This is a genomic window from Paracoccus isoporae (assembly GCF_900101865.1).
In the GTDB taxonomy this organism is placed as follows: domain Bacteria; phylum Pseudomonadota; class Alphaproteobacteria; order Rhodobacterales; family Rhodobacteraceae; genus Paracoccus; species Paracoccus isoporae.
In genome coordinates, this window is record NZ_FNAH01000003.1 from 71,622 (window position 1) to 84,315 (window position 12,694).

The 12,694-nt window shown below is 65.7% G+C and carries 13 protein-coding genes; 1 reads left to right on the forward strand and 12 read right to left on the reverse strand.

Annotated elements, in window-relative coordinates; translation table 11 throughout:
• Positions 1–9: 9 nt before the first annotated feature.
• The 5 genes from BLT73_RS06650 to BLT73_RS06670 all read right to left on the reverse strand — a co-directional run bounded on the left by BLT73_RS06650 (position 10) and on the right by BLT73_RS06670 (position 4,955).
• Positions 10–1,083 carry a DUF3644 domain-containing protein gene (locus tag BLT73_RS06650; protein WP_090522085.1) on the reverse strand — a complete coding sequence of 358 codons (1,074 nt, stop codon included), beginning with the start codon at positions 1,081–1,083 and terminating at the stop codon, positions 10–12.
• Positions 1,084–1,448: 365 nt separating this feature from the next.
• Positions 1,449–2,282: a metal ABC transporter permease gene (locus BLT73_RS06655; RefSeq protein WP_090522086.1), complete on the reverse strand. Its 834-nt coding sequence runs from the start codon at positions 2,280–2,282 to the stop codon at positions 1,449–1,451.
• Positions 2,279–3,136, reverse strand: a complete 858-nt coding sequence (locus BLT73_RS06660) for a metal ABC transporter permease (protein ID WP_090522088.1) — start codon at positions 3,134–3,136, stop codon at positions 2,279–2,281. Before BLT73_RS06660 ends, BLT73_RS06655 begins: the two co-directional genes overlap by 4 nt.
• Positions 3,133–4,035, reverse strand: a complete 903-nt coding sequence (locus BLT73_RS06665) for a manganese/iron ABC transporter ATP-binding protein (protein ID WP_090522089.1) — start codon at positions 4,033–4,035, stop codon at positions 3,133–3,135. The genes BLT73_RS06660 and BLT73_RS06665 overlap by 4 nt, the downstream gene beginning before the upstream one ends.
• Positions 4,032–4,955: a metal ABC transporter substrate-binding protein gene (locus BLT73_RS06670; protein WP_090522091.1), complete on the reverse strand. Its 924-nt coding sequence runs from the start codon at positions 4,953–4,955 to the stop codon at positions 4,032–4,034. The genes BLT73_RS06665 and BLT73_RS06670 overlap by 4 nt, the downstream gene beginning before the upstream one ends.
• Positions 4,956–5,095: 140 nt before the next feature.
• On the opposite strand from BLT73_RS06670, the gene BLT73_RS06675 reads away from it, so the two are divergent.
• On the forward strand, positions 5,096–5,527 hold the full coding sequence (locus BLT73_RS06675) for a Fur family transcriptional regulator (RefSeq protein WP_090522092.1): 432 nt from the start codon (positions 5,096–5,098) through the stop codon (positions 5,525–5,527).
• Here BLT73_RS06675 and xylB read toward each other — a convergent pair.
• The 7 genes from xylB to BLT73_RS06710 are packed head-to-tail and all read right to left on the reverse strand — an operon-like array spanning position 5,515 to position 12,584.
• Positions 5,515–6,945, reverse strand: a complete 1,431-nt coding sequence (gene xylB / locus BLT73_RS06680) for a xylulokinase (protein ID WP_090522094.1) — start codon at positions 6,943–6,945, stop codon at positions 5,515–5,517. The genes BLT73_RS06675 and xylB overlap by 13 nt on opposite strands.
• Before the next feature lie 17 nt (positions 6,946–6,962).
• Positions 6,963–7,631: an HAD family hydrolase gene (locus BLT73_RS06685; protein ID WP_090522096.1), complete on the reverse strand. Its 669-nt coding sequence runs from the start codon at positions 7,629–7,631 to the stop codon at positions 6,963–6,965.
• The gene (locus tag BLT73_RS06690; protein ID WP_090522098.1) at positions 7,628–9,088 is read right to left on the reverse strand and encodes a mannitol dehydrogenase family protein; all 1,461 of its coding nucleotides are present in this window, start codon (positions 9,086–9,088) and stop codon (positions 7,628–7,630) included. Before BLT73_RS06690 ends, BLT73_RS06685 begins: the two co-directional genes overlap by 4 nt.
• A gap of 1 nt (position 9,089) precedes the next feature.
• Complete coding sequence (locus tag BLT73_RS06695) at positions 9,090–9,869, reverse strand: L-iditol 2-dehydrogenase (RefSeq protein WP_090522100.1); 780 nt, start codon at positions 9,867–9,869, stop codon at positions 9,090–9,092.
• Entirely contained in the window at positions 9,866–10,864 is a 999-nt protein-coding gene (locus BLT73_RS06700) for an ABC transporter ATP-binding protein (RefSeq protein WP_090522102.1), read from the reverse strand. The genes BLT73_RS06695 and BLT73_RS06700 overlap by 4 nt, the downstream gene beginning before the upstream one ends.
• A 15-nt stretch (positions 10,865–10,879) precedes the next feature.
• Positions 10,880–11,704: a carbohydrate ABC transporter permease gene (locus tag BLT73_RS06705; protein WP_090522104.1), complete on the reverse strand. Its 825-nt coding sequence runs from the start codon at positions 11,702–11,704 to the stop codon at positions 10,880–10,882.
• Positions 11,705–11,714: 10 nt separating this feature from the next.
• On the reverse strand, positions 11,715–12,584 hold the full coding sequence (locus BLT73_RS06710; RefSeq protein ID WP_090522106.1) for a carbohydrate ABC transporter permease: 870 nt from the start codon (positions 12,582–12,584) through the stop codon (positions 11,715–11,717).
• Positions 12,585–12,694: the final 110 nt, after the last annotated feature.

Genomic DNA, 12,694 nt, shown 5'->3' on the forward strand with positions numbered 1-12,694 from the left:
TCAGCGAATTCACTCTGCCGCTTTCCGCTTTGACCGGTCTGCAGCCCAGATGTCGTCGATGGATTCAACCTTAAGGACATCCTTTATCTTCTGGACCGCCTGCGGCGAGTATCGAGCGTGCGTCACACGGCCGACCTTGATTTCCTTGAAGCAGTCGGCGTCCGCACGAAGGTCAAGGTGATCGACCACAGCGCGGGATTTCGGCGGCGTCAGCCCAACCTTTTTGGCGAGTTGCGCCGCACCGAGGCTGTAAAAATCCAGCTCGTTTACGCGCCGCACAGCGACAACAGCCCCTGTCCCCTCTCCCTCTTTCAGCAGTTGGACAGGCGTTCCTTCATTCTTCGTCAGGCGAAGGCTGAGAGATGGGCCATCTCCTTCTGCCGTGATGTTGATCGAAGCCACGCCGGGGAAGACTGATGACCATGCCTCGCCACCCGCGAGGCGGGTGCAGACTTTGTCAAGCTCGCGGTCGCTTGGTTGCTCGTAATCGCCATTCACCGCACTCTCCAGCACGGCAAGGCTGCGTGCCTTGGCGACAGCATCCATCCTCTTTCGGGTGCCCGGAGCCAAGAGGCCCTTTATCTCCTCGATCTCCTTGTCAAAGAGTGCCGCCAAATCCCTTGGCGCTGTTGTCGATATTGGAAGGACGCGCTCGGGCAGTTCAAGTAACAGCTTCTGGTCAAAGATTTCGTCGTGAATATCACGAAATAGCGTTACGCCCGCTTGTGCATAGAAGTACAACTGATGCTCTGACATATCGACTAGGTAGTGCTGGGCTGCGTCCCGCTGCCCATTGATCGTTTGCAAAGTAAGCGCCTGCTCATCGGTCAGAAATTTCACGCTCGCATCGGTCAGCCCTCTCCGGACGCAAGCATCAAAGCCGATAGTCTGCTTCTCGCGCGCCTTCCTGATCTTCCCGCCCCTATGCCGAATTGCCGATTTGAGAAGCATCTCAAAGGAATGGTCCAGCAAGATGAGAACAGCCTCCGCTCTGCCGCGATCCCAAGGGCGGTTGAAGTGGTCAATAGAAAGGACAAGCGCGTTGATCGCCTTTTCGCGAAGCTGTCGAACTTCCTTCTTCATGCGCTTCCCAGTGACCTCTTAAATCCACGGCGGCTTATCTCTAACTTAATGCCCCGCGTCGCTCGGCGAATTGAATTACCCAACATCTCTGGAAGCAGCCGGTCGTGCAAGATATAGCATTGGTCAATTCGGGCTCAAACCCGACATTCCCTCCAACCCACCCCGCCCGGAACGGCCGCGTCAGCGGCCCGGGCAAGCGCCTGCCCGTCCGGGCGGGCTGGCGCTCTGGTGCCGTCAGACCTGCGGCTCAGCGAAGAGATGCGGGTTGCGCGATAAAGCGCGCAGCTCGGACCGATGCGGCGCCACCCCACGGGCAGGCGCGCGCCCTCGGTTGGGGTTAAACCGGGGACATCGGAGCCGAACCCTCAGACCCCCGCCGCCCGGCGCTTGTTGATCGCCACGCGGCGCAGGAAGGCGGCGACGAAGATCGCCGTCAGCACCAGCACGATGGTCGCGGCGGGCGCGCTGTCGAGATAGAAGCTCGCATAGGTGCCGAGCAGCATGCCTGCGATGTTCACCGCCACCGCGACGATCAGCATCCGCCCGAAGCTGCGCACCACGAGGAAGGCGATGGCGCCCGGCGCGATCAGCAGGCCCACGGCGAGGATCAGCCCGGTCGCGCTCAGCGTGGCGACGATGGTCAGCGACAGGATGGTCAGCAGCCCGTAATGCAGCAGATCGACCGGCAGGCCCGAGGCGCGGGCCTGGGCCGGGTCGAAGGCGTGCAGCATCAGATCCTTCCATTTCACCAGCAGCGCCACGCAGACCACGGCCGAGATCCAGCCGGCATTGATCAGGTCGGCCGCGCCGATGCCCAGCATGTTGCCGAACAGGATATGGTCCAGATCGACATTGGTGCGGATCGCCACCACCATGACGATGCCCAGCCCGAACATGCCGGAAAACACCACCCCCATCACGGTGTCCTGCTTCACGCGGCTGTTCTCGGCCAGATATCCGGTGGCAAGCGAGGTGACCATCCCCGCGGCGAAGGCCCCGACGATCAGCGGCAGGCCCAGCATATAGGCCAGCACGATGCCCGGCAGCACCGCATGGCTGACCGCGTCGCCCATCAGCGCCCAGCCCTTGAGCACCAGAAAGCAGCTCAGCAGCGCGGTGGGGGGTGCCACCAGCAGGCAGATCAGGAAGGCGCGGTCCATGAAGGGGAAGGCGAAGGGGTGCAGCAGCGTCTCGGTCATGGGGCCGGCTCCAGCGCCGCGGCGGCGCGGCGGCGCGCGGCCAGCAGCCCGTGTTTCGGGGCCCAGATGAAGGCGGCGAGGAAGATCAGCGTCTGCATCACCACGATGATCCCGCCGGTCGCGCCGTTCAGGAAGAAGCTGACATAGGCGCCGACGAAGCAGGTGACGGCACCGATCGCGACCGAGGTCAGGATCAGCCGCGGGAAACGGTCGCAGATCAGATAGGCAGTGGCACCCGGCGTCACCACCAGTGCGATGACCAGAAACGCGCCCACCGTCTGCATGGCCGCCACGATGCAGGCCGACAGCAGGGTGAAGAAGACCAGCTTCAGCAGCCCGGCGCGCAGCCCGATGGAGCGGGCATGGCTTTCATCGAAGAACACCACCATCAGATCCTTCCATTTCACCGCCAGCACTGCGAGCGACCCCAGCCCGATGATCGCAAGCTGGCGCGTCTCGCCCGGCGTGACGGCCAGGATGTTGCCCATGGTGATGGCCTGCAGATCGACCGCAATCGGGTTGATCGAGACGAGGAACAGGCCGAGGCCGAAAAACGCGGTGAAGATCAGCCCGATCACCACATCGACCTTCAGCCCGGAACGGTCCGACAGGAACAGCATCGCGCCCGCCGCCAGCCCCCCCGACAGAAACGCGCCGAAGGCCAGCGGAAAGCCCAGGAGATAGGCTCCCGCCACGCCGGGCACCACGGAATGCGACAGCGCATCCCCGATCAGTGACCAGCCCTTGAGCATCAGATAGGCCGACAGGAAGGCGCAGACCGCCCCGACCAGCGCCGAGACCAGCATGGCGCTGAGCATGAAGCCATAGGTGAAGGGATCGAGAAGCAGGCTCATGCGCCCTCCCCGTCGCGGCTGGCGGCGCGGCGCGCATCCTCGCGGCGCTGCATCTGTTCGCCGTAATGCACCAGCGGGCGTTCATCGTCGGAATAGATCGTCACCGCGCGGGCGTCGTCATCGTCATGCAGCGTTTCGCCGCCGAGCGTGAAATGCCGCAGCACGCCGCCGAAGGCCCGTTCGAGATTGGCGCGGGTGAAGGTCGTCTCGGTCGGGCCGTACGCCAGCACCGTGCCCTTGACCAGCACCACCCGGTCGCAGAATTCCGGCACGGAGCCGAGATTATGGGTGGAGACCAGCATCACCCGCCCCTCGGCGCGCAATTCGCCCAGCAGGCTGATGATCCGCTCCTCGGTTTTCACATCGACGCCGGTGAAGGGCTCGTCCAGCAGAATGACCTGCCCGTCCTGCGCCAGCGCACGGGCCAGGAAGACCCGCTTCTTCTGGCCGCCCGATAGCTCGCCGATCTGGCGGTGGCGGTAATCGGACATGCCCACCCGCTCCAGCGCCGCGCCCACCGCCGCGTGATCGGCGCGGGACGGGATGCGCAGCAGGCCCATCTTGCCGTAGCGGCCCATCATCACCACGTCCTCGACCAGCACCGGGAACGACCAGTCCACCTCCTCGGATTGCGGGACATAGGCCACGAGATTGCGCCTGAGCGCCTCGCGCACCGACAGGCCGAGAAGACGGATCTCTCCGGCGGCTTCGGGGACGAAGCCCATGATCGCCTTGAACAGCGTCGATTTCCCGGCCCCGTTCACGCCGACCAGCGCCGTCACCGTGCCGCGCGGAATGGCGAAACTGGCATGGCGCAGCGCGGTATGGCCGTTGCGATAGGTGACGGTCACGTCGCGGGCCAAGATCCCGCCATCTGGGGCGGTGCCGGGTTCGGTCATCTGCTGTTTCCTTCCTCGAGCCCGGCGGCGATGGTCTCGGCGGTGACGCGCAGCAAATCGAGATAGCTGGGCACCGGGCCACCCGCATCGGACAGGCTGTCCACGTAAAGTTCGCCGCCGTAATGCACGCCGGTCTCGCGCGCGATCTGGCGGGCGGGGGCGGTGTTGACGGTGCTTTCGCAGAACACCGTCGGGATGTCGTTCTGCCGCACCCCGTCGATCACGCCGCGGATCTGTTGGGGCGTGCCCATGCGGTCGGCATTCATCGGCCAGAGATACAGCTCCTCAAGCCCGAAATCCCGCGCCAGATAGGAGAACGCGCCTTCGCAGCTTACCAGCCAGCGGCGCGATTCGGGCAGCGCCGCGATGCGGTCGCGGATGGGCGAGATCGCGTCGCGGATCTGCTGCTGATAGGCGGCGGCATTCGCGCGGTACTGCGCCGCATTGGCCGGATCATGTTCCGCGAAGGCTGTGGCGATATTGTCGATATAGGCCATCGCCGTATCCAGCCCTATCCAGGCATGGGGGTTGGGGTTGCCCTCATACGCGCCCTGCGCGACCGCGATGGGGGTGATCCCCTCGGTCAGGGTGACGGAGGGCAGATCGCCCAGATTGGCCAGGAACTGCTCGAACCAGATTTCCAGGTTCATGCCGTTGCGCAGGATCAGATCGGCGCCTTCGGCGCGGACGAAATCGCGCGGTGTCGGCTGGTAGCCGTGGATCTCCGATCCGGGCTTGGTGATCGAGACGACCTCGGCCGCATCGCCCGCCACCTGCCGGGCCATGTCGGCCAGCACGGTGAAGGTGGTGACGACCTTCATGCGCTGCGGCGCGGGGTCCGGTGCGCCGCCCTGCTGCGCGGCAACCGGCGAGACGGAGAGCGCCGCCGCCAGCGCGATGGATCCTGTCAGGCTGCGCATGTCCCGTTCCCTGCTGCCAACTCGCTTTCTGTAAATGCAATTCATTCGCATTAGTCAAGCGCAAATGCGACGCGTTCGCAATTCCTTGTCAAGCCGCAACGATGGGTCTAGACCGGAGACAGGCAGCGACGGGGCGGGGCATGAGCGCAGAGACCACGGATTTCGCCACCGCGCTCCGCGAGGCCGGGCTGCGGGTGACGCAGCAGCGCATGGTGCTGCTGTCCATCCTGATGGAGGCCGCCGATCATCCCAATGCCGACGAATTGCTGAGCCGGGCGCGCGAGATGGACGATTCGGTCTCGCTGGCCACCGTGTATCGCACCATCTCGACGCTGGAGGAGGCGGGGCTGATCCGCAAGCTGTCGCTGGAGAACGAGCCGGCGCGCTATGAGCTGGCGCAGGCGGCGGAGCATGACCATCTGGTCGATATCGACAGCGGCGAGGTGATCGAGCTGGCCAGCGCCGAGATCAACCGCCTGCGGGCGGAGCTGGCGGCGCGGCTGGGATATGAGATCGTCAGCCAGCACACGCTGATCCGCGCGCGCAAGACCCGCGACCGTCAGCCGGGGTAAAGATCGCGAAACCTGCCGAGCGCCTCGTCGAAGGCGCCGCGCAATGCCGGATCGGGCCGGATCTCCGCCCCGATCCGGGGCGGGGTGCAAACCTGCGCCGGATCGGCACTGCTTTCGGCCATCAGCCCCAGCCGCGCCGCGCCGAAGGCGGCGCCGAAATCGCCGCTTTCCGGCACCAGCACCGGCAGGTCCAGCGCCGTGGCAATGACGCGCAGCCAGTAATCCGACCGCGCCCCCCCGCCCAGCGCCAGCAGCGCGGCAGGATCCGATCCGGCGGCACGCAGGGCGGCCAGGTTATCCGCGAAGGCGAAAGCCACGCCTTCCAGCACCGCCTGGGTCATGGCGGCGCGGTCGCTGCGCGCCGACAGACCTGCGAATCCCGCGCGGACCGAGGCGCTGTTATGCGGCGTCCGGTCGCCCGACAGATAGGGCAGGAAGCTCACCTCTCCGGGCGGGCGCAGCGCGGTGCCAAGCTCCGCCGTCAGATCGGCGGCGGGTCGGCCGACGATCCCGCTGAGCCATTCCAGCGCGCCCGAAGCAGACAGGATCACCCCCATCTGGTGCCACATGCCGGGCAGCGCGTGGCAGAACGCATGCACGGCGCTGTCCGGGCGCGGCAGGTAGCGGTCGGTGGCGGCAAACAGCACACCCGACGTGCCGAGCGAGACGAAGCCCTGCCCTTCGGCCACCGTGCCGGCCCCGATCGCGGTGGCGGCATTGTCGCCCGCCCCGCCGGCCACGGGAATGCCTTGTGCCAGCCCGAACTCGGATGCGACCTCGCCGCGCAACCCGCCGGAGACCGCGCTGCCCTCGATCAGACGGGCCATCTGGTCGCGCCGCATCCCCGAGGCCGCAAGCAGCCTGTCGGACCAGGCGCGCGCGCCGGTGTCCAGCCAGCTTGTGCCCGCCGCGTCCGACATCTCGGCCACGCGCTCGCCGGTCAGCCAGAGCCGCAGGTAATCCTTGGGCAGCAGCACGCAATCGACCTGCGCGAAAAGCTGCGGCTCCTCCTCGGCCATCCAGAGCAGTTTCGGCGCGGTGAAGCCGGCGAAGACGATATTGCCGGAGATCTCGCGGAACTCTGGCATCGCATCGAGCCGCGCGGCCTGGGACTGGCTGCGCGAATCGTTCCACAGAATGGCCGGGCGGATCACATGGTCGGCGCGGTCCAGCGTCACCGCGCCATGCATCTGGCCCGACAGCCCGATCCCTTTAACCGCCGAGAGATCCTGTCCCGCCGCAAGCTCCCGCAGGGCGTCGCGCGTGGCCTCGATCCAGTCGGAGGGCGCCTGTTCGGACCAGCCGGGATGGGGGCGCGACACGGTCAGCGGGGCAGTCGCGGAGGCCAGCACCTGCTGCGCATCGTCCATCAGCAGCGCCTTCACGCCCGAGGTGCCCAGATCGATTCCAAGATACATGTGTTACCCCACCAAGATCAGGCGTCAGCCATCATCCTGCGCAGAGTGTCGGGCAAATCGGACGCCGCCGCAATCACCGCATCCGGGTTCAGCGGCGTGACCTGCCCGGCCAGCCCGGCCGGTCCGGCATGGCTGCCGCCAAGGAACGCTACCACCCGCATCCCGGCCGCCTGCGCAGCCCGGATCCCGGCCGGGCTGTCCTCGATCACGATGCAATCGCGGGGCACCACGCCGAGCCGGTCGGCCACGAAGAGAAACAGATCCGGGGCGGGCTTGCCCTGCGCGACCTGGGCTGCCGAATAGACATGCGGCGCGAAATCGTTCTGCAAGCCGCACAGCCTCAGCGTATGGGCCAGACGCGCCGGGGTGGAGGACGACGCCACCGCCTTCGGCGCGGCGGGCAGGGCGCGCAGCGCCGCCGCGATCCCCTCGATCGGGCGCAGCTCGGCGTCGAACCGCGCGGCCAGCCGGGTGCGGTATTCGGGCAGCAGCACCGTGGCATCCGCGCCCTGTTCGCGGGCAACGATCCCGACGATCTCGGCCACCGAGCGGCCGATCATTCGTTCGTAGATCCGGGCGTTGGAGATCTCTGCCCCGGCCCAGCGCAGCGTCCGGCCCAACTCGGCCACCGAAATCGGTTCGCTGTCGATCAGAACGCCGTCGCAATCGAAGATGAAGGCGGTCATGTCCGGCCCAGATAGCTCTCCAGCGTGGCTTTGGTGCCGCGATCCCACAGCAGGGTCAGCCAATGGGCGAAACGGTCCTGAAAGCCCGGATTCCGGCCGACCTCGCCATAGATCTCGGCCATCTCCAGCCATGCGGCGGGGCGGTCGCGGGCGGCGCGGGCGGTGTCGGACAGGCGGTCCCAGTTCGGATCGTTCGGCGCGATCTCGGCACCCGAATCGGTGGTTCCGGCGCAGTAGCGGCACCAGAGCGCGGATTCCAGCGCCAGCCCGTCGATGGACTGGCCCGAGGCGAGGCGGTCGGCAATGGTCGGGATGATGAATTTCGGCTGCCGGTTGGAGCCGTCGAGGCACAGCCGCCGCACCGTATCCCCGATCTTGGGATTGGCGCAGCGTTCCTTGACCTTGGCGAAATAGGCCTGAAGATCGGTGTTCGGGACGGGCGGTACGGCGGGAATGATCTCCTCCTGCTCGATCTTGTCGAGAAAGCCGCGCACGAGGTCGTTCTCCATCGCTTCATGGACGAAGTGAATATCCATCAGCCCGGCCGGATAGGCGATGACGGCATGGCCGCCATTGAGGATGCGGATCTTCATCAGCTCGTATGGGGTGACATCCGCGACGAACTCCACCCCGACCTCTTCCAGCGCCGGGCGGCCGGCGGGGAAGTCATCCTCCAGCACCCACTGGATGAAATCCTCGCAGAAGACCGGGCTGTCATCCTCCACCCCCATCTCGCGGATCAGGGCGCGCTCACGATCCGAAGTGGCGGGGGTGATGCGGTCCACCATGCCGTTGGGAAAGGCCACCTGCGCCGCGATCCACTCCGCCAGATCGGGGTCGAAGAGGCGCGCGGTTTCCACCACCGCCTCGCGCGCGATGACGCCGTTATGGGGGATGTTGTCACAGGACATGACGGTGAAGGGCTGTTGCCCGGCCTCGCGCCGCGCCCGCAGCCCGGCGACCAGCAGGCCGAACACGGTTTGCGGCGCATCCGGGTTCTGCCCGTCTTCGGCGATGGCGGGATGGGCGGGGTCGAAATGCCCGGTCTCGGCATTGATGAAATAGCCGCCTTCGGTGATGGTCAGGCTGGCGATTTTCGTGGCCGGGTCGGCCAGACGCGCAATGACCGCGGCGGGATTTCCGGGGGCGAGATAGTCGATCATCGCCCCGATTACCTGCGGATCGGACGCATCGGCGGATTGCTCGACCACGGTATACAGGAAATCCTGCGCCGCCAGCACCTCGCGCATCCGCGCGTCGGACGGCATGACGCCGGCACCGACAATGGCGAAATCATGGCCCCGCCCGACATTCATCAGCCGGTCGAGATAGACGGCCTGATGGGCGCGGTGGAAATTGCCCAGGCCGAAATGGACGATCCCGCCGGTCAGCGCCGCGCGGTCATAGGACGGCGTGGCGATCGGCAGGTCGGGCAGGTTCGCGGTGTTCAGCTTCATTTCAGCTCATCCAGTTGCCGCCGTCCACGTTGAAGCATTGGGCGACGATGTAATCGGCTTCGGGCGTGGCGAGGAAGACTGCCATGCCGGTGAGGTCTTCGGCGCGGCCCATCCGGCCATAGGGGACGGCGTCGCCGACCTCGCGCTTCTTATGGCCGCGCGGCTTGTTTTCATAGGCGGCGAACTTGGCATCCACGCCGTCCCAGTGGTCGCCATCGACGACGCCGGGGGCGATGGCGTTGACGTTGATCCCATGGGCGATGAGGTTCAGTCCGGCGGACTGGGTCAGGCTGATGACGGCGGCCTTGGTCGCGCAGTAGACCGCGACCAGAGGCTCGCCGCGCCGCCCGGCCTGGCTGGCCATGTTGATGATCGTGCCGCGGCGGCCGGTGTCGATCATGTGCCGCGCGACCGCCTGCATGGTGAACAGCGTGCCCGCGACGTTGATCGAGAACAGCCGGTCGTAGCTGTCGCGGGTGATGTCGGTGATCGGGGCCAGATCGAACAGCGCCGCGTTGTTGATGAGGATGTCGATCCCGCCCATCTGCATGGCCGCCTCGGCCACCCCAGCGTCGATGCTGGTCTGGTCCGCGACATCCATGACGATCGGGATCGCGCCGATCTCGCTTGCGGTGTCGCGCACCGCTTCGGCGTCGATATCGGCGATGGCGACCACGGCCCCCTCGCGCAGATAGGCCTGCGCGAAAGCCCGGCCGATGCCGCGCGCGGCCCCGGTGATGAGTGCGGTCTTGCCGGGCAGCCGGGTTCCGGCGACGCTCACGCCGCCAGCCCGTCTTCCCGGAACTTGTAGACCCGGCCATCCTGCGGGGTCAGCCAGATCTTGTCGCCGTGATGGACGGGAAACTCGCCCTCGGCCCGCGCGATCACGTTCTCGCCGCTGTCCAGCTCGACATGCAGCAGCGTGTCGGAGCCCAGATGTTCCGCCACGCCGACCGTGCCGGGAAACGCGCCTTCGGTGGTCGACATGCGCCAGTGTTCGGGGCGCACGCCGATGGAATGTGCGCCCATGCGCCGCGCCGCCTCGCCCTCGATGAAATTCATGTTGGGCGAGCCGATGAACCCGCCGACGAAGCGGTTTGCCGGGCTGTTATAGAGATCCAGCGGGCTGCCGACCTGCTCGATGCGTCCGGCGCGCAGCACCACGATCTTGTCGGCCATGGTCATCGCCTCGACCTGATCGTGGGTGACGTAGATCATCGTGGTCTTGAGCTTGTTGTGCAGATCGCTGATCTCGACCCGCATGTTCACCCTGAGCGCCGCGTCGAGATTGGACAGCGGCTCGTCGAACAGGAAGGCCGCCGGTTCGCGCACGATGGCCCGCCCGATGGCGACACGCTGGCGCTGACCGCCGGAAAGCTGGCCGGGCCGGCGGTCCAGATAGCTGTCGAGGTTGAGGATCTTCGCCGCGCGGTCCACCCGCGCCTTCTGCTCTGCCTCGGGCATCTTGGCCATCTTCAGCGGAAAGGCGATGTTCTTGCGCACCGACATATGCGGGTAAAGCGCGTAGGACTGGAACACCATCGCCAGCCCGCGCTTGGCGGGTCCGGCATCGGTCACGTCCTGCCCGTCGATCAGGATCCTGCCAGAGGTCACGTCCTCAAGCCCCGCGATCAGGCGCAGCAGCGTGGATTTGCCGCAGCCCGACGGGCCGACGAAGACGACAAACTCGCCCTCGTTGATCTCCAGATCGACGCCGGGGATCACCTCCACGTCACCGAAGCTCTTGCGGACATTCTGAAGCGTAATCGCGCCCATGTTCTCAGTCCCTTCTTATTTCACCGCGCCGAAGGTCAGGCCGCGGACAAGTTGTTTCTGGCTGAACCAGCCCATGATCAGGATCGGCGCAATCGCCATGGTCGAGGCCGCCGACAGCTTCGCCCAGAACAGGCCCTGCGGGCTGGAGAAGGACGCGATGAAGGCCGAAAGCGGTGCAGCGTTGGTGGTGGTGAGCTGGATGGTCCAGAACGCCTCGTTCCAGGCCAGGATGATGTTCAGAAGCAGCGTCGAGGCAATCCCCGGCACCGCCATCGGCGTCAGCACATGGACGATTTCCTGCCCCAGCGTCGCCCCGTCCATCCGTGCCGCTTCCAGGATCTCGCCCGGAATCTCGCGGAAATAGGTATAGAGCATCCACACCACGATCGGCAGGTTCATCAGCATCAGGATGATGACCAGCCCGATCCGCGTGTCCATGAGACCCGTATTGAGGAAGATCAGATAGATCGGCACCAGCACGGCAACGGCGGGCATCATCTTGGTGGACAGCATCCACATCAGGATGTTCTTGGTCTGCTTTGTCGGGGCGAAGGCCATCGCCCAGGCGGCGGGAATGGCCACGATCAGCGCCAGGATGGTCGAGCCGACGGCGATGATGACGGAGTTGGTGAACGGCCGAATATAGTCGTTCTGGGTCTGCACCTCCCCATAGCTTTGCAGGGTGAAGGACGGGATCAGGTCGAAGCCCGCAATCGCCTCCTGCTCGGTCTTGAAGCTGGTGATGACGGTGTAGAGGATCGGGAAGAAGATCAGCAGGGCCACGACCCATGCGGCGATGGTCCAGCCGATCTTGGTCTGCGTCGAGACTGCGCGTGCCATGGTGTCCTCCTCAGTCCAGGTTCTTGCCGACGGCGCGCATCAGGAAGATGGCGACGATATTGGCCAGCACGACCGCGATGATCCCGCCTGCCGCGGCCCCGCCAATGTCGAAGTTCAGCCGCGCGGCGCGATAGATCAGATAGGTCAGGTTGGTCGAGGCATTGCCCGGCCCGCCATTCGTCGTCACCAGGATTTCGGCATAGATGCTGAGCAGGAAAATGGTCTGGATCAGGATCACCACCGTAATTGCCCGCGACATATGCGGCAGGGTCAGATAGATGAACCGGCTCAGCGCCGAGGCGCCGTCCATCTCGGCCGCCTCCATCTGCTCGCCATCCAGAGATTGCAGCGCGGTCAGCAGGATCAGCGTGGCGAAAGGCAGCCATTGCCAGGCCACGATCAGGATGATCGAGAACAGCGGATATTGCGCGAACCAGTCCACCGGCGCCATGCCGAGGAACTGCGCCACATCGGCAAAGACGCCGTAGGACGGGTGCATGATCATATTCTTCCAGATCAGCGCGGCCACAGGCGGCATGACGAAGAAGGGCGAGATCACCAGGATCCGCACGATGCCCTGCCCGAAGATCGGCTTGTCGATCAGCAGCGCGATCAGGATGCCGCCGACGACCGTGATGCACAACACGCCCAGCACCAGGATCAGCGTGTTCCAGATCGAATCCCAGAAGGCCGGATCGGTGTAGAAATACTGGTAGTTGAACCAGCCGGCCCAGCTCGTCTGGGTGGGGTTCAGCAGGTTGTAGTTCAGGAAGGAGTAATACAGCGTCATGCCGAGCGGCACGATCATCCAGATCAGCAGCAGGATGATGGCGGGTGCCCGCATGATCTTCGCGAGGCTCTGGGTCTGGCGTGTCGCCATGGCGTAGCTCTCCGGGTGGAAACGATGCGGGGGCGACGGCGCGCGCCGTCAGCCTGGCCGGCCTGACCCCGCCCGGATGATCCTATCCGGGCAGGGTCGCGCGGTTCGGG

Coding starts and splice junctions, on each gene's coding strand:
- BLT73_RS06650 (WP_090522085.1), bottom strand. CDS start 1,083: ATGAAGAAGGAAGTTCGACAGCTTCGCGAAAAGGCGATCAACGCGCTT.
- BLT73_RS06655 (WP_090522086.1), bottom strand. CDS start 2,282: ATGACCGAGACGCTGCTGCACCCCTTCGCCTTCCCCTTCATGGACCGC.
- BLT73_RS06660 (WP_090522088.1), bottom strand. CDS start 3,136: ATGAGCCTGCTTCTCGATCCCTTCACCTATGGCTTCATGCTCAGCGCC.
- BLT73_RS06665 (WP_090522089.1), bottom strand. CDS start 4,035: ATGACCGAACCCGGCACCGCCCCAGATGGCGGGATCTTGGCCCGCGAC.
- BLT73_RS06670 (WP_090522091.1), bottom strand. CDS start 4,955: ATGCGCAGCCTGACAGGATCCATCGCGCTGGCGGCGGCGCTCTCCGTC.
- BLT73_RS06675 (WP_090522092.1), top strand. CDS start 5,096: ATGAGCGCAGAGACCACGGATTTCGCCACCGCGCTCCGCGAGGCCGGG.
- xylB (WP_090522094.1), bottom strand. CDS start 6,945: ATGTATCTTGGAATCGATCTGGGCACCTCGGGCGTGAAGGCGCTGCTG.
- BLT73_RS06685 (WP_090522096.1), bottom strand. CDS start 7,631: ATGACCGCCTTCATCTTCGATTGCGACGGCGTTCTGATCGACAGCGAA.
- BLT73_RS06690 (WP_090522098.1), bottom strand. CDS start 9,088: ATGAAGCTGAACACCGCGAACCTGCCCGACCTGCCGATCGCCACGCCG.
- BLT73_RS06700 (WP_090522102.1), bottom strand. CDS start 10,864: ATGGGCGCGATTACGCTTCAGAATGTCCGCAAGAGCTTCGGTGACGTG.
- BLT73_RS06705 (WP_090522104.1), bottom strand. CDS start 11,704: ATGGCACGCGCAGTCTCGACGCAGACCAAGATCGGCTGGACCATCGCC.
- BLT73_RS06710 (WP_090522106.1), bottom strand. CDS start 12,584: ATGGCGACACGCCAGACCCAGAGCCTCGCGAAGATCATGCGGGCACCC.